Origin of the sequence: Pandoraea horticolens (assembly GCF_902459555.1) — a bacterium.
Classification (GTDB): Bacteria; Pseudomonadota; Gammaproteobacteria; order Burkholderiales; family Burkholderiaceae; genus Pandoraea; species Pandoraea horticolens.
The window spans coordinates 71536-94133 of record NZ_CABPSM010000013.1 but is presented as its reverse complement, the minus strand read 5'-3'; the positions used below and the strand labels follow the sequence as shown (position 1 = coordinate 94133).

General features: G+C 60.9%; 23 protein-coding genes. 20 read left to right on the top strand and 3 right to left on the bottom strand.

Annotation, left to right across the window (positions count from 1 at the left end; genetic code table 11):
* The first annotated feature begins 86 nt into the window (after window positions 1–86).
* From PHO31112_RS19780 to PHO31112_RS19765, 4 genes are all read left to right on the top strand, one after another.
* Window positions 87–818: an iron-containing redox enzyme family protein gene (locus PHO31112_RS19780; protein ID WP_010806156.1), complete on the top strand. Its 732-nt coding sequence runs from the start codon at window positions 87–89 to the stop codon at window positions 816–818.
* Between the two features lie 98 nt (window positions 819–916).
* Window positions 917–2371 (top strand): aldehyde dehydrogenase family protein, encoded by a 1455-nt coding sequence (locus tag PHO31112_RS19775; protein ID WP_150622275.1) that lies wholly within the window; start codon window positions 917–919, stop codon window positions 2369–2371.
* Between the two features lie 32 nt (window positions 2372–2403).
* On the top strand, window positions 2404–2883 hold the full coding sequence (locus PHO31112_RS19770) for a GlcG/HbpS family heme-binding protein (RefSeq protein WP_150622273.1): 480 nt from the start codon (window positions 2404–2406) through the stop codon (window positions 2881–2883).
* An 18-nt stretch (window positions 2884–2901) separates the two neighbouring features.
* The gene (locus tag PHO31112_RS19765) at window positions 2902–3933 is read left to right on the top strand and encodes a 2Fe-2S iron-sulfur cluster-binding protein (RefSeq protein WP_150622271.1); all 1032 of its coding nucleotides are present in this window, start codon (window positions 2902–2904) and stop codon (window positions 3931–3933) included.
* Window positions 3934–4021: 88 nt separating this feature from the next.
* Here the strand turns inward: PHO31112_RS19765 and PHO31112_RS19760 are convergent, their stop codons facing one another.
* Window positions 4022–4951 carry an ornithine cyclodeaminase family protein gene (locus PHO31112_RS19760; protein ID WP_150622269.1) on the bottom strand — a complete coding sequence of 310 codons (930 nt, stop codon included), beginning with the start codon at window positions 4949–4951 and terminating at the stop codon, window positions 4022–4024.
* 235 nt (window positions 4952–5186) lie between these two features.
* Here PHO31112_RS19760 and PHO31112_RS19755 point away from each other — a divergent pair, with 235 nt between their 5' ends.
* From PHO31112_RS19755 to PHO31112_RS19720, 8 genes are all read left to right on the top strand, one after another.
* Window positions 5187–5498, top strand: a complete 312-nt coding sequence (locus tag PHO31112_RS19755) for a 2Fe-2S iron-sulfur cluster-binding protein (protein ID WP_150622267.1) — start codon at window positions 5187–5189, stop codon at window positions 5496–5498.
* A 355-nt stretch (window positions 5499–5853) separates the two neighbouring features.
* Entirely contained in the window at window positions 5854–6132 is a 279-nt protein-coding gene (locus PHO31112_RS19750) for a 2Fe-2S iron-sulfur cluster-binding protein (protein ID WP_150622384.1), read from the top strand.
* Window positions 6126–7097, top strand: a complete 972-nt coding sequence (locus tag PHO31112_RS19745) for an alpha/beta hydrolase (protein ID WP_150622265.1) — start codon at window positions 6126–6128, stop codon at window positions 7095–7097. The genes PHO31112_RS19750 and PHO31112_RS19745 overlap by 7 nt, the downstream gene beginning before the upstream one ends.
* A 212-nt stretch (window positions 7098–7309) precedes the next feature.
* On the top strand, window positions 7310–7942 hold the full coding sequence (locus PHO31112_RS19740; RefSeq protein ID WP_246178402.1) for a GntR family transcriptional regulator: 633 nt from the start codon (window positions 7310–7312) through the stop codon (window positions 7940–7942).
* A gap of 171 nt (window positions 7943–8113) precedes the next feature.
* Window positions 8114–8344 (top strand): hypothetical protein, encoded by a 231-nt coding sequence (locus PHO31112_RS19735; RefSeq protein WP_150622262.1) that lies wholly within the window; start codon window positions 8114–8116, stop codon window positions 8342–8344.
* A gap of 106 nt (window positions 8345–8450) precedes the next feature.
* Window positions 8451–9440 carry a lysozyme inhibitor LprI family protein gene (locus PHO31112_RS19730; RefSeq protein WP_150622260.1) on the top strand — a complete coding sequence of 330 codons (990 nt, stop codon included), beginning with the start codon at window positions 8451–8453 and terminating at the stop codon, window positions 9438–9440.
* A 177-nt stretch (window positions 9441–9617) separates the two neighbouring features.
* Window positions 9618–9830: a DUF1059 domain-containing protein gene (locus PHO31112_RS19725; protein WP_150622258.1), complete on the top strand. Its 213-nt coding sequence runs from the start codon at window positions 9618–9620 to the stop codon at window positions 9828–9830.
* Between the two features lie 240 nt (window positions 9831–10070).
* Window positions 10071–11462: an FAD-binding oxidoreductase gene (locus PHO31112_RS19720; RefSeq protein WP_150622256.1), complete on the top strand. Its 1392-nt coding sequence runs from the start codon at window positions 10071–10073 to the stop codon at window positions 11460–11462.
* A gap of 144 nt (window positions 11463–11606) precedes the next feature.
* Here PHO31112_RS19720 and PHO31112_RS19715 read toward each other — a convergent pair whose 3' ends face one another.
* Window positions 11607–12320, bottom strand: a complete 714-nt coding sequence (locus PHO31112_RS19715; protein ID WP_174995796.1) for a GntR family transcriptional regulator — start codon at window positions 12318–12320, stop codon at window positions 11607–11609.
* A 356-nt stretch (window positions 12321–12676) separates the two neighbouring features.
* Here PHO31112_RS19715 and PHO31112_RS19710 point away from each other — a divergent pair, with 356 nt between their 5' ends.
* From PHO31112_RS19710 to hydA, 5 genes are all read left to right on the top strand, one after another.
* Complete coding sequence (locus PHO31112_RS19710; protein WP_150622254.1) at window positions 12677–13687, top strand: ABC transporter substrate-binding protein; 1011 nt, start codon at window positions 12677–12679, stop codon at window positions 13685–13687.
* Window positions 13688–13774: 87 nt separating this feature from the next.
* Complete coding sequence (locus tag PHO31112_RS19705; protein ID WP_246178400.1) at window positions 13775–14602, top strand: ABC transporter permease; 828 nt, start codon at window positions 13775–13777, stop codon at window positions 14600–14602.
* Window positions 14603–14628: 26 nt separating this feature from the next.
* Window positions 14629–15417 carry an ABC transporter ATP-binding protein gene (locus PHO31112_RS19700; RefSeq protein ID WP_150622250.1) on the top strand — a complete coding sequence of 263 codons (789 nt, stop codon included), beginning with the start codon at window positions 14629–14631 and terminating at the stop codon, window positions 15415–15417.
* Between the two features lie 60 nt (window positions 15418–15477).
* Window positions 15478–16206: a maleate cis-trans isomerase family protein gene (locus PHO31112_RS19695; protein WP_150622248.1), complete on the top strand. Its 729-nt coding sequence runs from the start codon at window positions 15478–15480 to the stop codon at window positions 16204–16206.
* Window positions 16203–17687 (top strand): dihydropyrimidinase, encoded by a 1485-nt coding sequence (gene hydA, locus PHO31112_RS19690; protein ID WP_150622246.1) that lies wholly within the window; start codon window positions 16203–16205, stop codon window positions 17685–17687. The genes PHO31112_RS19695 and hydA overlap by 4 nt, the downstream gene beginning before the upstream one ends.
* Before the next feature lie 436 nt (window positions 17688–18123).
* Here the strand turns inward: hydA and PHO31112_RS19685 are convergent, their stop codons facing one another.
* Window positions 18124–19020, bottom strand: coding sequence for a LysR family transcriptional regulator (locus PHO31112_RS19685; RefSeq protein WP_150622244.1), 897 nt, complete (start codon window positions 19018–19020; stop codon window positions 18124–18126).
* 117 nt (window positions 19021–19137) lie between these two features.
* On the opposite strand from PHO31112_RS19685, the gene PHO31112_RS19680 reads away from it, so the two are divergent.
* From PHO31112_RS19680 to PHO31112_RS19670, 3 genes are all read left to right on the top strand, one after another.
* A complete protein-coding gene (locus PHO31112_RS19680) occupies window positions 19138–20067 on the top strand; it encodes an NmrA family NAD(P)-binding protein (RefSeq protein WP_150622241.1) in 930 nt (309 codons plus the stop codon).
* Window positions 20064–21221 (top strand): epoxide hydrolase family protein, encoded by a 1158-nt coding sequence (locus PHO31112_RS19675; protein ID WP_150622239.1) that lies wholly within the window; start codon window positions 20064–20066, stop codon window positions 21219–21221. The genes PHO31112_RS19680 and PHO31112_RS19675 overlap by 4 nt, the downstream gene beginning before the upstream one ends.
* Window positions 21222–21597: 376 nt before the next feature.
* Window positions 21598–22551 carry a LysR family transcriptional regulator gene (locus PHO31112_RS19670; RefSeq protein WP_150622237.1) on the top strand — a complete coding sequence of 318 codons (954 nt, stop codon included), beginning with the start codon at window positions 21598–21600 and terminating at the stop codon, window positions 22549–22551.
* Window positions 22552–22598: the final 47 nt, after the last annotated feature.

The window sequence follows — 22598 nt, the reverse complement described above, 5'->3', positions numbered from 1 at the left end:
AACTGTATACAGTGTACAAAAATGCAGATCGAGACCCGGCATTCATGAACGCAGCGGGTTATCCACCTGAAATCAAGGAGTAAGACATGGCAGAACTGATGGATCGCGAGACCTTCCGCGCAGCACTCGAAGAGGCAATCAAGGGCAAGAGCGCGAACAAGGCGCCGTTCAGCATTGCGTGGGCAAGCGGCAAGCTGTCGCGCGCACACCTGGCTCGTTGGGCAGAGAATCACTATCACTACGTGGGCCCGTTCGCGGATTACCTCGGCTATCTGTACGCCCGTACACCGGACCACATGACCGAAGCGAAGGATTTTCTGCTCGCGAACATGTACGAGGAGGAAATCGGGGGAGATCGCCACACCGATCTGCTGATTCGCTTCGCCGAAGCGTGCGGCACGACACGTGAGCGTGTGGTCGACCCTGACAACATGTCGCCGACCACGCGCGGCCTGCAAAGCTGGTGCTATGCGGTGGCGATGCGCGAAGACCCGGTGGTTGCCGTTGCAGGCCTTGTCGTCGGCCTTGAGTCGCAGGTGCCGTCGATCTATCGCAAACAGACGCCCACGCTGCGCGATACGTACAAGTTCACCGACGAAGAGGTCGAGTTCTTCGATCTGCATATCGTGTCGGATGAGATCCACGGCGAACGCGGCTACCAGATCGTGCTGGAGAACGCGAATACGCCGGAATTGCAGCAGCGTTGCCTGAAGATTTGCGAGATTGGCGCACAAATGCGTCTGCTCTATACGACGGCGCTCTACTACGACTATGTCGAGAAGGAAGTCCCGCTGCCCGAGCTGGGTCTCGCGGCCTGAGCGACATCCGGCAGCCCCGTGCCCCCACGCGGCCCCTCCGGGAGGAGGGCGAACGAGGGGCACGGGTCTTCAAGCCTCTTTGCAGGACTGCTGCACTCATGACAACCGTTCCAACGTTCTTGAATTACATCGACGGCGAGTGGTGCCCGAGCCGATCGGGCGCCACCTTTGAAAACGTCAATCCAGCCGATACCCGCGACGTGGTTGGCCATTTCCAGGCATCGGGCGAGGCTGACGCACAAGCCGCTGTGCGCGCGGCCGCATCGGCGTTCGCCAGCTGGAGACGCCTCTCGACGAGCGCTCGTGCAAAGATCCTGCTGGGCGCCGCCGCCTATCTGGAAAGTCATGCCAAGCGTTTCGGTGAAGAACTCACGCGCGAGGAAGGCAAACAAGTGGGCCTCGCGACCGACGAGTTCATGCGCGCCGCGCAGACGCTTCGTTATTACGCGATTGAAGCCCAATCGTATGGCGGAGAAACCTTCCCGAACGACGACGCCGGCATGACGGTATATACCGTGCGCGAACCGCTGGGTGTCGTGACGGTTATTTCGCCGTGGAACTTCCCCGTTTCGATTCCCGCCCGCAAGATCGCGCCCGCGCTCATCTGCGGGAACACGGTGGTGTTCAAGCCCGCATCGGATGCGCCTCTGAGCGGACTGCGTCTGACCGAAGCGTTTGTGCAAGCCGGGATTCCCAGAGGCGTGTTGAACTTTGTCACCGGAAGCGCTTCTGCGGTTGGCCCGGTATTGACTGGCGCACGCGAAGTGAAGGCGATCTCGTTCACCGGATCGACGGCCGCCGGCGAGCAGATCCATCGGGCAGCCTCGCTTTCCACACGTACGCAAATGGAACTCGGGGGTAAGAACCCGTTGATCGTGCTCGACGAAAAGGATATCGATCGCGCCGTCGACCTCACGATCAAGGGGGGCTTTTCGCTGACCGGGCAGGCGTGCACCGGCACAAGCCGCGTGCTGGTCGCTCGCGAGATTCGCGCGGCCTTCGTCGAGCGCCTCGCGGCCAAGGCGCAAACACTCAAGGTTGGCAACGGTCTGGTGTCCGGCATGGATCTCGGCCCGCTCGCGACGGCGGGACAACTGCGCACCGTGCTCGATTACATCGAGATCGGCAAGCGTGAAGCCACCTTAGTCTGCGGCGGTCAGCAACTCACCCACGACGGGTACGCGCATGGCTATTTCGTCACGCCGGCCATCTTCGCCGACGTGCCGCGCGATGCCCGTATCGCGCGGGAGGAAATTTTCGGCCCGGTGATTGCCGTGATCGATGTCGACGGCTACGACGACGCCATCGCCGTCGCGAACGACAGCGATTACGGTCTCGCGGCCTCGCTTGTCACGCAGGACGCCGGCCTGATGCACCGCTTCGCGAATGACATCGAAGCGGGTACGGTCAAGATCAATCGCACGACCACCGGCAATCTGGTCAATGCACCGTTTGGCGGCATCAAGCAATCGAGCACGGCCACGTTCCGCGAGTCTGGACGCGACGGGCTCGAGTTCTATCTGCAAATCAAGACCGTCTATCGCGGCGTCTGACGAGCGCTTTTCCACGATATCTCATATTAGCCATGAAGCCATTTCTCAAACTCGAACTTGCCGAAGCCCGGCACATGATTGCGGCAGCCGTTGCCCGCTCGCAGGAGATCGGCGTCCTCGAATCGATCTGTGTGGTCGACGAAGGCGGCTTCCCGCTCGCGCTGGAGCGTATGGACGGCGGCCGCGTCACCGGGCCGCAGATCGCCTGGAACAAGGCCTTCACGGCCGCAGGTCACAAGCGCTCGACGCATTTGTTCACCACGCCGCCCAACGGTCCCGCATTGCCGGGCAACGAGGCATTCGGCATTCAGTGGAGCTTCGAAGGGCGCTTTGCCGCTTTCGTCGGGGGGTTCCCCATCGTGGTCGACAATCAGGTGGTCGGCGGTATCGGCCTGTCGGGCGGCAACGGCGAGCAGGACACGCAGGCCGGGCTCGCAGGTCTTGCCGCGTTGCAAAACCTGCTGAGCCAGAGCGGACGCGAAGTGTTGGTCCAGGCCGACATCAAGCTCTGAATCCGACGAGAGGTGCTCGTGAACTATCGGATCACATGGATCGAAGCCCAGCGCAGCTTCGAGGCCGCTTCTGACGAAACGGTGCTCGAAGCCGCTCGGCGGGTGGGCGTGGTACTGCCATCGGAGTGCGAATTCGGCGGTTGCGGAACCTGTCGGGTGAAGGTGCAGCAGGGCCGCGTGCAGTACGAGGAACTGCCATCCGCGCTATCGCAGGAGGAGGTGGACGCCGGCTACGCCCTGTTATGTCAGGCGTACCCGGCCTCGGATCTCGCCGTCAGCACCGAGCGCACGCTCGCCGCGCCAGCACCGTCGCGGCGTCGCAAGGCCAAGGTCATGAGCACAGCGCCGCTGAGTTCCGACGTCACCCGCCTTGTGCTCGCTTTCGCCGACGATGAGCCGTGGGCGTTCCGTCCGGGACAGTACGTCAACATTCTTCCGGGCAATGCCGGTCCGCGTAGTTTCTCGATTGCGTCGATGCGCGAGGCTTTGGATGCGCCTTCCCGGTTTGAACTTCATATTCGCCGGATCGACGGGGGCTACTTTACGCAGACGCGCCTGAGTGCGCTGCGCGTTGGCGACATGCTCGACGTGGAAGCCCCGCTGGGCGGGTTCGGCTATCACGCGGACGACTACCGGCCAATCGTGATGGTTGCGACAGGCACGGGGATCGCACCGCTGCGCAGTATGCTCGCCGAGATGCTCGCCAGTGGCGATACACCGCCAATCGATTTGTATTGGGGCGGCCGCACGCAGCACGCGCTCTATCTGCATGATGAATTGACCCGACTTGCGGCGCAGTACGAGGATTTCCGCTACGTGCCCGTACTCTCGCGGCCAGACGCCGCGTGGCTCGGAGCCCGTGGATACGTGCAGGATGCTGTGCTGGCGGACCATCCTGATCTGTCGGAGCACGCGCTTTACCTGTGCGGGTCGCCGGTCATGATCGCCGATGCCAGCCGCGCTTTTGTCGCCAATGGCGCCAGCGTGCGCTATCTGTATATCGACAGCTTCACGTTCGGGCATTCGTCAACGGTGGAAGCCGCCGCCTGAACGGGTAAGGGCAGGGGAAGACAGACGCCAAGGGGCAGGCGATGCCTGGCCCTCTTCTCAATCTGATTGATCGGACACGCCGGCGAAGTCAGATTCCGCGGTCCATGAACGTCTTGTACGCCAGTGCTGCGAGCGCCACATCCTGCAAGCCGAATCCGACTGCCTTATAGACAATGATCTCGTCGTCGCGCTGGCGACCCGGCGCTTTGCCTTCGAGGACATCCCCCAGTTCGTCGAGGCTGCCCCAATTCACGAGGCCCGGCGACGCCAGCACCAGATCGCCCGCCTCCTCACGCGCCTGATCGCGCAGCTCGACCACAATGCGACTGGCGCGCTCAAGCGTGGCATCGTCGGTCTCTCGTGAGTGCGGCAGGCTCGACCCTATGGCCGCGACGAGTGTGCCCGGCGTCAAGGCCCGGCCGTCGAAGAGCGGGGTTGTCGAGCGGGTTGCCGTGACGATCACGTCGGCACCCACGATCGCCTGAGTGGCCTCGACGGCATGCGCGGTCAAGCCACGCTCGCCATAAGCCTCGTTGAGGCTGCCGGCGAGCGCTGCATCCCCTTCGATGCCCACGATGCGAAGCGTCCTGATGTCTGTGAATTGGGCCAATGCGTGCGCATGGGCGCTGCCTTGCACACCGGTGCCGAAGATCGTTGCCGTTCGCGCACCGTTTCGGGCGAGTGATCGCACGGCGAGCAGGGTCGTGGCCGCTGTTCGCAAGCGCGTGATCGCATTCGCATCCAGCGTGGCCAGACACTGACCATCGGACGCGCGGAACAGCACGATGACGAAATTGAATTGACCGCGGATCGTGGTGTAGATTTTTGCGCCGGCCACGTCGGCGCCGCTCAGCACCGCGCCGAGCGTGCTGAGCTTGGTCCCCCCGGCCTCGGTACGTATCCGACGCTGTACGGCGGCAGTGCCGCGGGCCAGTTCGCAAAAGGCACTCTCCAGTGCGGGAATGGCCTGCTTGAAGCCGATGAGTTCGTCAATCTGTGAATCGGTGAGATGGATCATGACGTGAGGTCCGGTGGATTGGATGAAGTGCAATTTTGAATACAGTATACATAAATTCAAATTCTCTCGAATTCTCCTGACACCCGGCATTCGGAAAAACCCGTGAATAGGGGAATTTCACACAGAGAGGCGCGCGTCGAATTAATTTTGGTATACAGTATCCACAAATGCGATACACTTTCGCCAAAAGCCTCGCTGCCTTGAGGCTAGGGCGTTTCAGGTAACAGGAGGGAGCATGCCAGTCGTCGTATTTCGCAGGAGCGGGCAGACGTACCGGGAAGAAGTGAAGGCCAGCACCAATCTGGTGGTTCGCGCGGGCATCAAGCAGTTCCCGTTCCCGCATTTGCGCTATGAGTGCGGCATGGGCAAATGCGCGCATTGTGCATGCCGGGTGCTGGCGGGGCAGGAACATCTGCCGGCCCCCAACTGGAAGGAGAAGAAACAACTGGGTGACCGGCTTGACGCGGGTTATCGGCTGGTCTGCCAGTTGTGGATCGAACACGACATTGAACTGGAGCAGGGGGACGATCTGCCGGCGGCGCGTTGAGCGGCACCGGAAGTCAGGCCACCCGTAATAAGGAAAGGGCATGTACATCGTACTTACGAGCCGGCCGGGCGAGTATCGCAGCGAGCCGACCCCGGGCATAACCCCCGTAGAAACTCACGACTATTACTACGGCACGCGCCATGTCGCTGCATTTGTCGTTGCGAAGCTGGACGCTCAGGCAAGGGTGCGGATCGTCGAAGAGGTGGCGCCGCAAGGCGTGAATCTGGTGCCGACAAAGTTCTACGAGAAGTTCGAGAGTGTGTCCGAGGCAGTTGCGTCTCTGGAGGCGTTGGTCGGGCACGAACACGCACAGGCACGTCTTAGCCGCCGCAATACTGAGCCACCGGTTGCGGCAATGGTCCGGATTACATTTCTGAACAACGGCGGCAAGACGGTCGAGGCGCAGCCGAACAGCAATTTGCTGCGCGTTTCCTTGCGTGAAAAAGGGGGCATTCCGTTCAAATGCGGCGGCGGACTGTGCGGCACCTGCCGTTGCAGGGTGGAAGCCGGCCGCGAACATACCGACGAGGTTAAGCAAAAGGAGCGGCGTCACCTGAGTTCCGAAGATATTCAGAACGGGTATCGGATGGCTTGCCAGACTTTTATCAACGGCAATGTGAGCGTGTCATGGTGAGCCATTCAAGCGCCGCGATGATCCCGTTCGGGGCACTCTCACCCGAGCAGCAACGCCGGATGCTCGCCCTCGGCCCGTGCTGGAATGACGACATCGTCGCCCACCGCAAAGCCGTCATCGACTGCTACACACCACTTCTGGCGAGTGCCGAGAAGAGTCCCCATGTCGAGCGCGATCTGGCCTACGGCATGAACGCGCGCCAGGTACTCGATGTCTTCGAGCCGGTCGACACAGGTCAGGCGGGCGGGGCGGGGGCGGGTGAGTTGCGCGAGGCTGTCCTGTTCGTGCATGGCGGCGCGTTCGTGCGCGGCAACAAGAGCGTCAACGGGGAGGTCTATGACAATGTCTGCCACTGGTTCGCGCGGCAGGGCTTCGTCGCGATCAACGTGGAGTACCGTCTGGCCGACGAAGCGCCGTGGCCGGGCGGTGCGCATGACGTTGCCCAGGCCATTGCCTGGGTACATCAGCACGCCGCGCACTGGCGAATCGATCCGTCCCGCATCTTCCTGATTGGCCATTCGGCGGGCGGTACGCATGCGGCGAGCTGCCTGTTCGACCCCGTGGTGACACAGGCGCGTGACAAGCCGTCCGGTGATGTGGCGGGGCTCGTGCTGATCAGCGCACGTCTGTTCGCCGACGTCGATCCGCGCAACCCGAACGCGGGGCCGGTGGGTACCTATTTCGGCACGGACGAAGCACGTTATGCCGAGCGCTCCCCGCTCACGCATGCCGCGCGCAATCCGGTGCCGACGATGATCGCGATTGCCGAATACGAGAACCGGTTTCTCGACGACTATGGCGCGGCGTTTTTCCAGCGCTTGCTGCGACAGCGTGGCGTCGCGCCCCGCTTCGTGCAGATGCGCGGACATAACCATACCTCGATCGTTGCGCACTTCAACTCGGGGGAAGAGTGGTTAGGACGGGAGATTCTGGCGTTTATGGCGTCGGTGCCACGCCATCCCTGATTGGGGGGGGCGGTCGGGTAAGTTGATGTGGCACAACAGGTGTCACTTTAAGCACCGTGTACAGTCTACAAAATGCCGTGCGCTGCTAGAATGCGCTGATGAATAAAACGCCGTGATCTGGCGCGTAACGCGTCGATCAGCGCCATCAAAGGTTTGTGGAGATTGGAAATATGGTGCGGGGAGCCACAGGGGCAAACGGGCGCGAGCCGATCATGCACCAGCAGCTTTCGGATCTGGTGATTGCCCGCTTGCGCGAGTCGATCACATCAGGCCAGTACAAGCCGGGCGACCGGCTCGTCGAGGGCCGGATTGCCGATGAACTGGATGTATCGCGCGTGCCTGTGCGAGAGGCGTTGCGGGCGCTGGCCGTCGAAGGGTTGGTGGAAGTGCGCCCGCGCCATGGCGCCGTGGTCGCGTCGTTCGACCCGGCGTCGGCCCGCGAAATGGTGCAGATCCGCGCCACGCTCGAGGGGCTTAACGCGCGTCTGGCTGCCGAGCGCTGCACGCCGGAGTTGGTCAAGCGTATCGAAAAGGTCTTGCAAGAAGGCAACGCCAAGGTCGCTGCAGGAGAGACAGCGGGGTTGCTGGAACTCAACGCGCGTTTTCACGATCTGCTTTACACCGCCGGCGCCAACGCGATGCTTGCCGAGCTTATGCGTTCGCTGCGCGATCGCTCTCGCATGCTCTTTGTCAATACGAACGACGAAGAAGTGCGCCTCACGTGGGAAGAGCATGCGGCGATCCTGCGCGCAGTCCAATCCGGTGACGCAGCATTCGCTGCACTTCTCGCTGAACGTCACGTCACCCGCGCGGCTCAGTACTATCTCGATCATCTGGCACGCTGATGCGTTGCCGCGTGTCGGTCGCTGGTTGATGCGCCCTCACGCGGATCGACCGGCGGTGGGCATCGCCAATCCGTCACTCTTTGACAGCGCGGTAACCGGGCGTGCCGAAGACTCTCGTTACACCCGGCAGTCGTCAGCGACTTGACGTCGCGTCATTTTGTATCGGAGCTGATGAGACCGCCTTCGGTGTTCGTGCTGGCTGGCGTGAGGGCTAGGCAGATGGAGGTGCGTCGTCCGAAGCTTTGGGCCTGTTCCGTATTGAGGGACGCGCTAAGAGTAGTGTTTGCTGCGCCAATGATGTACTACAAAACAATTGCCGGTGACTGGAATCAGGATGGCGTGCGCAATCACGACGTGTATGACGCCGGCAATGTGATGAACGTACTAAAGCCGACAACGTGAGGTAGATTGAAGAGCGTGCTGGCAGCATGGGATTGAACCGACCAACGCATGAGAACGCACGAGGAATACTGCCGTGAAAAGTTACTTTTGCCGTTGGGCGTTCCCCATGTCAGTTGTCGTGAGCCTCTTGGCGCCACTCGCCAGTCACGCCGCAAGCTTCGATTGCACCAAGGCTGCGTCCGCCACGGAGAAGGCTATCTGCGCCGACGCCAAATTGTCGAAGCTGGATAGCGACCTTGCAGTCGTCTGGAAACGAGTCTCCCGCGCGTCAAGCACTCCGTCCTTGGTGGCGTCCCAATTGCAGTGGTTAAAGCGTCGCGATACCTGCGGCGCTGATGTAGCGTGCCTCAGTACACGTTATAACGAACGTTTAGCGGCACTCGCAGATAACCCTGATACATCAGCCAATCGCTGGACCCAGACGTGGCATCTGGACAGCAATTACCCCGGTGTCGGTGGAACCCTGACCTTCACAGGTCAGCTCCCGCGTCTGCATTTTGAAATCGCCGGCTACAACGGTGGGCACGCCGGGGGGTATGATGGAGATGTTGTTGTCCAGGGAGAGGGCGCGAGCTACCAAGCGAATGGGTGTGGCCTTAACTTCAAGCGCTCAAGCGATCACGTCATAGTCACGCAGGGCGGTGATCCCATGGCTTGCGGGCAAGCCATGGGCGTTGACCACAGTGGGACGTACATCACCACTTCGCGGCTCGCTGACAAGCCGGAAGCGGATCTATTGTCCCTTAAGGCGTTGGATAACTCTCGCCAGAATGTCGCAGCGCACGATCTACTGAGGAACGACTACCAAGCGCTTGTCGACACCATCAACATGAGCGAGGGAGGGAGTCCCGACTTGGACCATCTCGGTGCAAAGGTCGACAGTTTCTTTGTACGGGGACTGGCCCCGACCAACGCCTCCATTGTCATGAGGCGAGACGAAGAACTGTGGATCGGTCTGCTCGCCTTCGATGCCAATGGCAGGACGCACATGCGCTATTACACCAATGTCGCGGCGTGGAAGACGATGGTGCCCAAGACGATTCAGCGGTGGCACGACACTATCGATACGGCTATGCCCATCGACTGGATGCCATGAGGGCGTCGCCTGGCAGCACTTGGGGCGCCGCTTCACATCTTCCACCTGCGACCTATACTTTTTGAATGATTTCGTTCGCGAGAAGGGGGCGCAACGGTGCTTAACGGACTTCGCGGAACGTCGCGCGCGGTCATCCACACAAACCCTGCCTATTTCTTTTCATACGAGGAGAAAATCATGGCCCGCAAATATATCGATTGCCGGGAATTCCCGAGCGAAACGAACTGCTCCGTCGCACTAAGCGCCGATTCCGAAAGTGAGTTGCTGGAAGCGGCCGTGCAGCATGCGGTTACGGTTCACAAGCATGCCGATTCACCGGAATTGCGTTCACAACTGAAGACGCTTTTCCATGACGGCGCCCCACCAGTAGAAGCACCGCGCCGCGGGTAACGCCCTCGCTGACCGATTGACGAGCACGCCCCTGCCCCCCCAATTGCCAACGCCTGATCTTCGTTGGCCATAGCCGCCTATCGTCGCTGTGGCGACAATGCCCCTCTTCACAGATTAGCGACACAGAGTCACCGATGGCGACGCGTATTGTCGTCCTCTTTTGAAGCGGGCAGGCCTTCGAGATCTGTCGAGTCTCCCTGTGATTGCCTCGGATATGGTTCCCACGGCATGAGGTGTTTCATGGCCAAGCTAACCAACAATGCAATCGAAGCACTAAGCGCGGCGACCAGAGGCCAGGTATTGCGGCCGGGGGATGCCGATTTCGATCAGTCGCGACGCCTCTGGAATGCCATGATTGACCGCCGCCCGGCGGTGATCGTGCGCTGTGCGGGCGTCGCGGATGTCCGCCGCGCGGTGGTCTTCGCGCGCGATAACAACCTGCCGCTTGCCGTGCGTGGCGGTGCGCACAACATCGCCGGTACCGCTGTCTGCGACGACGGACTGATGATCGATCTGTCGCCGATGAAATCGGTGCGTGTCGATCCGGTTGCGCGTCGCGCCTACGTCGAACCAGGAGCCACGCTTCGCGATTTCGACCACGAAGCACAGGCGTTCGGGTTGGCGACGCCGCTGGGGATCAACTCGACGACCGGCGTGTCGGGCTTGACGCTCGGCGGCGGGTTCGGCTGGCTCAGTCGAAAATACGGAATGACGGTCGACAATCTCGTCTCGGCGGATGTCGTCACCGCCGACGGGGAACTGGTTCACACCGCTGCCGATACGCATGAGGACCTCTTCTGGGCGATTCGCGGTGGCGGAGGCAATTTCGGCGTCGTCACGATGTTCGAATTCCGGCTGCACCCTGTGGGGCCGGAGGTGTTCGGTGGCCTTGTCGTACTGCCGATGGAACAGGCGAAAGAGGCGCTCGGGAAATATCGCGTTGCCGCGAACGAAATGCCGGACACACTCTCTGTATGGGCCGTGCTGCGCCTTGCACCGCCGCTGCCGTTCCTGCCGGAGGATGTCCACGGCAAACCGGTTGTCGCTTTTGCAAGCTGCTACACAGGCGCTCTCGAAGACGGCCCGGCAGCGTTAGAGGTTGTGCGCCGCTTCGGTACCCCATACGGAGAACACCTCGGCCCGATGCCGTATGCGATGTGGCAGCAGGCATTCGATCCGTTGTTGACCCCCGGCGCCCGCAATTACTGGAAATCGCACAATCTGGCCGAATTGCCGGATGGGCTGCTGGACGTGTTGATCGACGCCATTGGCAAGCTACCGTCGCCGCAATGCGAAATCTTCTTCGGGCAGATCGGGGGGCAGACAGCTCGCTATCCGGCGGATGCCACGGCCTATCCGAGCCGCGATACACAATATGTCATGAACGTGCACGGACGCTGGGACGACGCGAACGACGATGCGCGATGTATCGCATGGGCACGCGCATTTTTTGAAGCGGCCGCGCCCTTTGCGCTGGGTAGCGCGTACGTCAACTTCCTGACGCAGGACGAAGCGGAGCGTATCGGTGCGGCCTATGGTCCGAACTACGAGCGTCTCGTCGCAGCGAAAACCCGGTATGACCCGCATAACCTGTTCCGTCACAACCAGAATATCAAGCCTTCCCATCGCTGACGTCGAGGCGCCGGCCTCGTTGGGCGCGTCGATTACGCGCTACCGTTTTTCGGGGGGCGGTATGTCGACGCGTTCCATCGTCTATCAGGGGCATTTTTCTTGGCCAACGCCTCCCCCCACTTGCGATGGCCGTATGCCAACGTCTCAGGAAAAGATCGCTTCGATATCCGGCGAAGCCTCCTTTAGGACCCCGAAGTTCAACGTCGCCTCGATATGCTGCAGATGCTCGAGCATGCATGCGGCCGCGCGTGCACCGTCGTGCGCTTCGATCGCGTCGATCAGATCGTCGTGCTCGTGATGCGGACAGGCCGGTGCGTTCGGTTTGTCGTAGAGGGTGATCACTAGGCACGTGAGCGGCGCGAGTTCGCGCATCATGCGTACCAGAATTTCATTGCCGACCATCTCGGCGACCAATACGTGGAATTCCCCCGACAGCCGGATGATCGCCGGCCTGTCGTTGCGTTTGCGTGCGTCGCCTTCGAGCTTGACGTGTTTGCGCAGCGCGCGGACTTGCGCGGGCGTTGCCCGTTCGCTGAGGAGGCGTGCCATCTCCGGCTCGATCATGCGGCGCGTGACGAACACGTCACGCGCCTGTTCGACGCTCGGACTCGCGATAAACGCGCCGCGATTCGGCACCAGCGTGACGAGCCCCTCATGGGCGAGCTTGTTCAATACCTCACGTATCTTGGTGCGGCTCACGCCGGAAACTTCTGCAAGCCTTTCTTCTATCAGTTTGGTGCCGGGCGCGAGCCGATGCTCAAGCACCGCCTTCTGGATGCGCGCGTAAATCTCCTCGTTCGAATAGGGCGTTCGAGGTTCGGTGCTTCTGCTGGCGGGTGGCGTAGATGTGCGGGGCAAGATAGGTCTCGTCACTGGATGTTTGGGGTAATGATAGAACAATCGGCGAAATTTTTGTGTACATAAAGACGTCTGGCCATGACGGTGCTCGCCGTCGCTTCGCCCCAACCTGGGAAGCGTGCACCGCGATGCGGCACCGAGCGCACCAGTGCGAAACATTGCGGACGAGCGTGCCGCCACTCGTTCGGTCAGGGAACGCCTATTCGACTACGGTTCGTGCCGAGCATTTCGCCAAGCCTGAAAAGCGAATACATAGTTAATCTATTTTGCATACAAAATCGTTGAACATTGTTGGCACAAATATTGCGTATGACTTCGGCACGCCATCCGGCGGACATATTCGAGGAGAAGCACTCATGTTTCGTCAAGCATTGCTCGTTGCCGCGTTTGTCGGCCTCGCCATCACGTCTCCGGTTCACGCGCAGTCCAGCGGCGCGACGCCGGAAGTGAAACTTGGTTTTGCGAAATGCGCGCAGTGCCTGTCGATGGCGCTGGTGCCGCAGTTCACGAAAACCGTGAAGATCGACGCCATCAATTTCACTTCCGGCAACGACGTGCTGACCGCGCTTGTCTCTCGCAGCGTAGACATCGCGCAGGTCACGTATCTGCATTTCGTCACCGCGCTGGATCGCGGGCTCGACGTGGTCGCGGTATCGGGTCAAGTGAACGGTGGCTCTGCGATCGTGATGCGCAACGGGCTCAACCTGAAGCAGGATGACTGGGCGGGCTTGAAAAAACTCGTCGACGATGCCAAGGCGAAGGGCACACCGTTGAAGATCGCCGCCTCGCGCGGCAACGCGCAGGATTTGCACATGCGCGGCGAATTGCAGATGCACGGCATCGATCCGAACAAGGACGTACAGTTCATTAACATCCCGAATCCGGCCGACCACGTGGGCGCATTGCAGCGCGGCGAGATCGATTTGATCTGCTCGGTCGAGCCGTTCGCGTCGCAGATCCGTTTGTCCGGCGCGGGCAAGCTGTTCAATTTCCCGTACGAGCAGGCCGCCGGCAAGCTGAGCAATCTGATCGTCACGCGCTCGGACATGATTAAGGATCACCCGGAAGAGGTCAGGGCGACGGTCGCCGCGGTGGTCAAGATGGTCGACAGTCTGAAGACCGATAAAACCGCTTGGCTCGATTCGATCAAGAAGTACACCGCGCTCGATAAAACGGTGGCCATCGAGTCGCTGAAGAACGCCTATCCGGACTACCACATGTACCGCACACAGACCGTCGCCATCGCGAAGATGATGAAGGATCTGCGCTATGTCTCGACTGATGTGACGGGTGGCATCGAAAAGAACATGAACTACACCTTTCTAAGCGAAGCAACCGGTCAGCCGAAGACGGCGCTGGGTTACTAAGTCGGGAGGACACTCATGTCTCGAGCTTCTGCCACGGGCGCATCCGCGAAGCACGCTGACGCGGCCTTCGCCAACAGGAGAACCCAATTGGCTCTTACTTTCGCGAAGTCGGGCGCTCAGGCGCGCGCCGGCTTCATCAGGTTCTTCGTGCCGGTCGTTCTGATCGTGTTCTGGGAAGTGTTCTCGCGCTCCGGGATCATTCCGGCCTCGTTACTGCCGGCGCCGTCGCGTGTGATCGTCACCTGGGCCGACTGGCTGTTTGCGACCGACGGGGCATCGCAATCCTACAGTGGACGTTGGCTTTTCGACGCCGCTGCGAGCCTCACGCGTGTGTTGTCGGGCTACGCGATCGCCGCCTTGTCCGGCATCCTGCTTGGCATTGCGATCGGCTGGTGGCGCTGGGTCGAGCAGGCCGTGGAGCCGACGCTGCAGATGCTGCGGCCGATTCCGCCAGTCTCGTGGATCCCGCTCGCGATCATCTGGTTCGGTATCGCCAACAAGCCGGCGATTTTCCTTGTGTTTCTCGGTGCGTTCTTCCCCATTCTGATGAACACGATCCACGGCGTGAAAGCCGCTGATCGCAACCTGATCCGTGCCGCCGCGATGATGGGCTCGACACAGCTGCAATTGCTGCGCTTCATCATCCTGCCGGCTGCGCTGCCGAGCATCTTCGCCGGCTTGCGCATCGCTATCGGCTCTGCATGGATGCTGACCGTGACCGCCGAAATGGTTGCGGTGAAGAGCGGACTCGGCTACGCGCTGTGGGACTCGTATTACTTCCTGCGCTACGACCTCGTGATCGCGGCGATGGTGAGCATCGGCCTGCTGGGCTACCTGTCCGATCTAGGCATGAAGCGCCTGATGGGCGCCGTGCTGCATTGGCAACACCGCGGCGCCAACGCCGGCCACCGCTGAACACGAGTCATCGAAGGAGTCTGATCATGTCCTACGTCGAATTCGACGATATCACCAAGATTTTCGCCGATGCGAAGCGCGGTACGAACCTCGTCACGCTCGATCACGTTTCGTTGAGTCTGGAGAAAGAGGAGTTGCTGTGCCTGCTCGGCCCGTCGGGCTGCGGGAAGTCGACCTTGCTCAATATGATCGCCGGTTTCGAGAAGCCCACCAGCGGCACGGTGCGCGTCGGCGGCCGCGCGGTGGATGCGCCCGGCGCCGATCGCGGCATGGTCTTCCAGCAGGCCACGTTGATGCCGTGGTTGCCGGTGTGGGAGAACGTCGCGTTCTATCACAAACTGCAGGGGCGCTCGAAGAAAGAGCGGTACGCGCTCGCGCAGCCGTATATCGACCTCGTCGGTTTGACGGGTTTCGAGCATCACTATCCGGCAGAGCTGTCGGGCGGGATGAGCCAGCGCGTCGGCATTGCGCGCGCGTTGCTGCTGAATCCTGGCGTGATTCTGATGGACGAGCCGTTCGCCGCGCTCGATGCGCAGACCAAGTCGGAGATTCAGGAGGAACTCGTCACGATCTGGCAGAAGTCGCGTTCGACGATCGTATTCGTCACTCACAGCGTCGATGAGGCCTTGCTGCTCGGTACTCAGGTCGCCGTGATGACACATCGGCCCGGCCGTATCCGCGAACTGATTCCGGTGGATTTGCCGCGGCCGCGCGATATCACATCGCCGCGTTTCAACGATCTCAAGCGGCACGTGCTGGCGCTGATCCGCGAAGAAGCCGCAGCGGCCAACCGGCTCGCGCGGCAGGCTGCCTGACCCGGATCCCTAGCCGCCGGTTCCAATAATCGAGACCATCAATCATCTGCATCGATCAACATGACTGCACGCATTCTGCTTGGCATGCTCACACCGTCGTCGAATACGACGCTTGAGCCCGTTACCTCCTCCATGCTCGACGGGCTGCCCGAAGCGAGCGTGCATTTCGGTCGCTTTCGTGTCACGGAGATTGCGTTATCGCAACAGGCACTCTCGCAGTTCGACGACAGCGAAATCCTCGCGGCCGCCGAATTGCTGTCCCACGCGAAGCTCGATGTGATCGGCTGGAATGGCACCTCGTCTGGCTGGCTCGGTTTCGACGCCGATGAACGGCTATGCGAGCGCATCACTGAACGCACCGGCATTCCCGCTTGCACCTCGGTGCTAGCGCTAAACGAAATCTTCACGATGACCGGCGTGCGCCGTTTCGGTCTCGTCACGCCGTATCTCGACAATGTGCAGGAGCGCATCATCGAAAACTACGCGAAGAGCGGCTTCGAGTGCGTGGCGGAACGGCATTTGCGCAAGCAGGACAACTTCTCGTTCTCCGAGGTGAGCGGCGACGAAATCCGCCGCATGGTGCACGAGGTCGCCGAGGCGAAGCCAGATGCGATCACGATCTTCTGCACCAACCTGCGGGGCGCGCCGCTCGTCGAGGAACTGGAGCAGTCACTCGGCATTCCGGTGTACGACACGATCGCAACCGTGGTCTGGAAGGCGCTGCGGCTGACGGGCATGGATCCGTCGCGCGTGCGCGGCTGGGGGCGGTTGTTCACGGAGGTCGCATGAACGATGACGTGTGCCTCGACCTCGTCGTGCGCAACGCCCGCATCGCGACAGGCGCCGACGTGTTCAACGCCGACATCGGCATCGCCAACGGCGTGATCGTCATGCTTGGCGCACAGTTGCCACGCGGCGCGCGCGAGATCGATGCGGCAGGGCGCTGGGTGCTGCCGGGCGGCGTCGACGCGCATTGCCATCTCGACCAGCCGACCGGAGACGGCTCCGTGATGGCCGACGACTTTGCAAGCGGCACGCGCTCGGCCGCCTGCGGCGGTACGACGACGGTGATTCCATTTGCCTGCCAGCAGCGTGGCGGCACCTTGCAGGCGGCCGTCGACGACTATCATCGGCGCGCACAAGGGCGCGCGCTGATCGATTACGCGTTTCATCTGATCGTTACCGATCCGACGCCGGATGTGTTGGAGCGCGAACTGCCTGCGCTGATCGCGCGTGGCTATACGTCGTTCAAGATCTATATGACGTACGACGCGCTCAAACTGAACGACCGGCAGATCCTCGATCTGTTGGCGATCGCACGACGCGAGCGGGCGATGACGATGATCCATGCCGAGAACGCCGACTGCATCGCCTGGCTGACGGAGCGCATGCTGGCGCGCGGCCTGACGGCCCCGTCGTATCACGCGCTCTCGCGTGTGCCAGTAGTCGAGCGCGAGGCGACGCATCGGGCAATTTCCCTATCGGAAATGCTCGATACGCCTGTGCTGATTGTGCATGTGTCAGGACGCGAGGCGATCGAGCAGATCCAGCAGGCGCAGTGGCGCGGGGCGCCGATCTACGCCGAAACCTGCCCGCAGTATCTGTTTCTGACCGAAGACGACCTCGCGCTCGAAGGCTTCGAAGGCGCGAAGTGCATTTGCAGTCCGCCGCCGCGCGATGCCGCGAACCAGGATGCCGTATGGCGCGCGCTCGATCATGGTGTGTTCAGCGTTTTTTCATCGGACCACGCGCCGTTTCGTTTCGAGGGTCCGCATGGCAAGAAGGCGCACGGCGAGCAAGCCACATTCGACAAGGTGCCGAACGGCATCCCCGGTCTGGAGACGAGGCTCGCGCTGCTGTTTTCCGAGGGCGTGCTGGCTGGGCGCATCGACGTGAACCGGTTTGTCGAGATGACATCGACGGGGCCGGCCAAGCTGTATGGCCTGCATCCGCGCAAAGGCACGATCGCCATTGGCGCCGATGCCGATCTGGTGATCTGGGACACGTTCGAGCCGCGTCCTATCTGCAACGCGGACCTGCATCACAACGTTGATTACACGCCGTATGAGGGGCGTCTGGTGCGCGCGTGGCCGGGCATCACGATTTCGCGCGGCGATGCCGTGTGGCAGCGCGATACCGGGTTCGTTGCTGATGCGCCAGGGCGCGGGCGGTTTTTGCCGTGTGAACGGCCGGTGGCGTTACACCGGTCGCGACATACGCGGAAGACTGCGGGAAAAGTATTTCCGTGGCTCGAGGCGTTGGGGATGTAGGCGCCTTGGTCGTCCACTGCGATCCATCAATGGAAACGCCTGTTACGTTGCGCCGGGCGTACCTCATCATGTTCGAGTTTCTCGAGAGGGAATGGGAGCGGTCCGACCGCCCGGAAGAACTCGGCTCACTCCTCGGTAGCCTTGCATTGTGGAGTGAGCCGAATGGTAAAGGCGTTCCGATGGATGCAGCGATATTCCCTGAGTGGATATCGGCATTGAGGTCGACGACGCCAATTGGGATGGCGGAGCAAACCGACGTGTGACCGACGCGACCGGACGGCTCTCGGACGCTGTCCGGCCAATGCCGGTCAGTCGACGGGCGAAGGCGCCGGACATTCAAGGGTCTGCGGCACGCAGCTAAGCGACGTTCAGTCCGTGCTTTCGTTCGGCACTTGCCGCTAGCAATGCGTCGATGCTCGCCTACGGAGGACAGTTGTTAGTTGCGAGAGCACGTTAGCTTGACCGTATCAAGGTGACCAATCAGGGCATCAATGAAGGCGCGGACCTTTGCTGACATGCTGCGGTGAGTCGGATACAGCGCGTGAAGCTCAATGGGTTCTCGTCTCAATGACGGAAGCACCCGCACCAGGGTACCGGCCGTCAAGGCGGGAGCCGCGAGGTAGCTTGGAAGAAAACCAATCCCGCCGCCGCCTTCAAGAACGATCTTCTGCGCAGCCGCGTCCGGGATGATTGCCGAACCTCGCGGCTGTACGGTCAATTCCGTTTGGCCATCCTGAAAGACCCAGCTCGTGGGTGCCTCCCGAACGACGAGCCTATGTCCATGAAGTTCAGTTGCCTCCGTCGGAACGCCCGACCGCGATAGGTAGAATGGACTTGCGCATAGCCACAATTCGACCGGTGGCAGTCTGCGAGCGATGAGCGACGAGTCAGGAAGTGTGCCGACGCGCACCGCTACGTCGATACCTTCGCGCGCAATGTCAACGTAATTTGAGTCCGTGGTTAGCTCGACGGTCAGTTCCGGATAGCGGTCGAGAAAGTCAGGCAGCATGGGCGCAATGAGTCCCTGTGCGAACGATTGCGTTGTGTTAATACGTAGCAGCCCGCGTGGCTCCCCCGCGTAACCATCGATGATTGCCTGTGCTTCCTGCAGGTCGTGAACTGCCCGCGACGCGTAGGGTAGTAGCAGTTTTCCCGCGTCAGTTAGCCTGAAGTGTCGTGTGGACCGGTCGAAGAGCGCTGATCCAATCTCTGTTTCCAATCGTAAGAGCGCCCGGCTTACGGACGATTTGGGGGACTTCAGCATCCGTGCCGTGCCCGAAAGGCTTCCGCTATCGGCTAATCGAAGAAATATGATGAGGTCGGCCTGGTCCATTTCGTGTCGTTTTCCGGAACAGTGAGTCGCGATTAAGCTATCTTATATTCAAACTCGGAACGCCCTAGACTTCTCCCCGACGACATACACCGCGCGTCATGACGAACCGAGGGAGAAATGGAGAACACTCACACGAGCTATTTGATCGCCGGCGCCGCCGGCGATCTGGGGCACCGAATCATCGATGCGTTACTTCGCACACGGCCCGCCAGGGAGATCCGTGCGGGTGTTCGCGGCGGTTCAGCAGGCAAACACGGCAATCGGGCAAGAGGGTGGATAGCGAACGGCGTAACCGTCGTCAATATGGACCTGGACGACCCGCTCAGCCTCAAGCACGCCTGTGCAGGCGTCGGTACCATTATTTCAGCAGTTCAGGGTGGCCCTGATACCATCATTGACGGTCAGTCCCGGTTGCTTGAGGCAGCGCTCGCGGCGGGCGTCGGGCGATTTGTTCCGTCAGACTTCTCTGAGAACCTGTTCTCAATCCCTGAGGGCCTTAACCCTTATCTCGACATGCGGCGGACCTTCGATCGCAAGGTCGCCCCGAGTGGCATCGGCTATACCCACATCCTGAACGGTGGATTCATGGAGGCCGTGTTCTCCAACCCCGGTCTGATCGACGCCGAGGCGGGCACGATCACTTACTGGGGAGACGATGAAGTGGCCCTCGATTTCACCTCCATGAAAGACGTTGCAGCTTGGATAGTGGCTGCCGTCGAGGATCCTGCGGCGGTTAACAGGATAGTGTCCGTGGCAGGTGATTGCCGCACCATTGCTCAGATTGCAGGTGACTATGCAGCGGCAACGGGCAAGGAGCTTCGTCGGGTGCGTCGAGGCTCGATCGCAGACGGATATGCCGAACTACGGCGAATGGCGAAGGCCGGTGCTCATCCGATGGCAATGCTGCCGCTCCAGTATCTGCTACCGATGATGTCGGGCGAAGGGACTTTGCGCGACATCGCAAATGACCAATATCCGACAGTGCGGCCGACATCGCTCCTCGACTTCATGAAACGTTACTACATAACCAGGGGCAGCACGCGATGAGTGATCTGATCAAGCCGTTTCAGCTCAATGTGTCTGGGCAGGAGCTGTCCGAGTTGCGCGGGCGACTGCAGCGGGCGCGCTGGCCAGACCGTGAAACCGTCAATGACACGAGCCAGGGTCCGCAACTCTTAAAGCTGCAGGCACTGGTCGCGCATTGGATGGACGGTTACGACTGGCGTCGCTGCGAGTCGATGTTGAATGACTTCGGGCAGTTCAAGACGACCATTGACGGCCTGGACATCCATTTTCTTCACATTCGGTCACCTGAGCCTGACGCGATTCCCTTGCTGATGGCGCATGGTTGGCCCGGCTCTGTGCTTGAATTCCGCAAGGTGATAGCGCCGCTCAGCAATCCCGCCGCACATGGCGACGATCCGAAGCAGGCGTTTCACCTCGTCATTCCGTCAATGCCTGGATTTGGCTTCTCCGGCAAACCGAGCGAACCCGGGTGGGATATGTCTCGCATTGGGCGTACTTACGTTGAGCTGATGCGGCGGCTTGGCTACGAACGCTGGGCTATGCAGGGCGGCGATTTTGGCGCAGGTGTGACCGACGAGGTCGCGTCACTGGCGCTCCCCGAGCTTATCGGTATCCATCTGAACTTCGCGATGTTCATGCCCACGCCAGACGAAATCCGCGACGCTACGCCGGATGAAAAGGGCATGCTCGCCAGTGCCCGGTATTTCTGGAGTACGCTATCTGGATACGCCCAGGTGCAGCAGACCCGACCGCAGACGATAGGCTACGCGCTCGCAGATTCTCCAGTCGCCCAGGCAGCGTGGATTTACGCAATGTTCCAGGACACGTGTGGTACGGCAGGCAACGTAGAAGCTTCCTTTACGCTCGACGAAATACTCGACGACATCATGTTGTATTGGATACCCAATGCGTCAGCTTCGTCGGCACGACTCTATTGGGAATTAAAGCGATCCAACTGGTCCTCTGCGGCTCGCATCGATCGTCCAATTGTCGTGCCATCTGGATTCACCATGCTTGCTGGCGAACAGGTGCGTAAATCGCGACGCTGGATTGAACAACGCTACAGCGACGTGCGGCACTTTGCTGAACACCAGCAGGGTGGCCATTTCGCCGCGCTGGAGAATCCGGATGCTCTGGTAGGCGATATTCGCTCGACCTTTGCGAGTCTCCGCTAAAGCTAACCCAATGCCATGCCTCCGCCCGAACGTCGTTCGGGTACTTCTTTCATAAGGCAATCAACTGCAGGTGTAGATGAGGCAAGTCGGCTCTTTACTTACCGACCAACTTCGCTTGCAGCAATGGCCGTTATATCCGGGTAGCTGACTTTCAACACATGTTGACCGATAGGCCGATACGGGTCGGAAGCAAACGCTTGTGATCGGCCGCAATCGGCCATGATCGGGTCGTTCAACCGAACCGTAGTCCGTTTTCACACCGGTAGCAGACGCTACGGGGGACGCGCTGCGGCACCTATGCCGAGGATATATCTTTTGGAAAGGCCACGATGGGTTCTGTCAAAATATCCGCCTAATCCTTCTGACCGATCACGGAATGGAAATCAGACAACTACGTTATTTTCTCAGCGTCGTGGAACACGGAAGCATGGGCAAGGCAGCGCTGGAACTCGGCGTGGTGACCTCGGCATTGAGTCAGCAGATCAGCCGTCTCGAAGGCGAACTGTCCACGCGTCTGCTGCAACGCACCTCGGGCGGTGTCGTTCCGACCGACGCAGGTTTGGCGTTCTGGCGTCAGGCGCAACTCGCGCTGCGTCATATCGACGATGCCGCGCTCGCTGCACGCTCAGCTCGTTTGTCGGGCCATGTCAGCGTCGGCATGGCGCCGAGCACGGCGAGCGTGCTAGGTGTCGCATTCATGCAGGCCATGCGCTTGCGCTATCCCGATGTGCGGCTGCACATGGTCGAAAGCCTCTCCGGTTATCTTGCGTCCATGTTGAGCGCGCGTCAGATCGATCTCGCCGTGCTGTTCCGTGAGGAGCCCGCGCAACGTTGGAGCGTGCTGCCGCTGCTGGACGAGCGGCTGTTCCTGATCGGTGCGGGCGATCTCGATGGCATGCCGACGAGCGCATCCGTCCGGCTGAAAAATCTCGGCAGGCTTCCGCTGATTCTCCCTAGCGGCACGCACGGGCTGCGTTCGCAGCTGTTATCGGCGTTCAGGCGCGCCGAGTACGAGCCCAACATCGTCGCCGAAGTCGACGGCCTTGCGCTCCTGATGGACTTCGTGCGCACCGGCATCGGCGCGACGATACAGCCGGGCGCGGCGCTCGCAAGGCCCGAGAACGTGGTACTGACGAGCGTGCCCGTCGCGGAGAAATACGCCACGCGGCCCAATATGCTCGCAAGCATCTCCGACGACGAACTGTCTCCCGCCGCTCTCGCTGCGCGCGTAGTACTCGCCGATGTCGCCCGTCAACTGGTGCAGGAGGGGCGCTGGCCCGGCGCGCGGCTGCGGGAGCCTCAGCCTTTACAAAAAGTGAAGACCCCTTGACGGCTGGCTGGTAGCGACGCGGGCACGAGACCTTTACGATTTGTCCA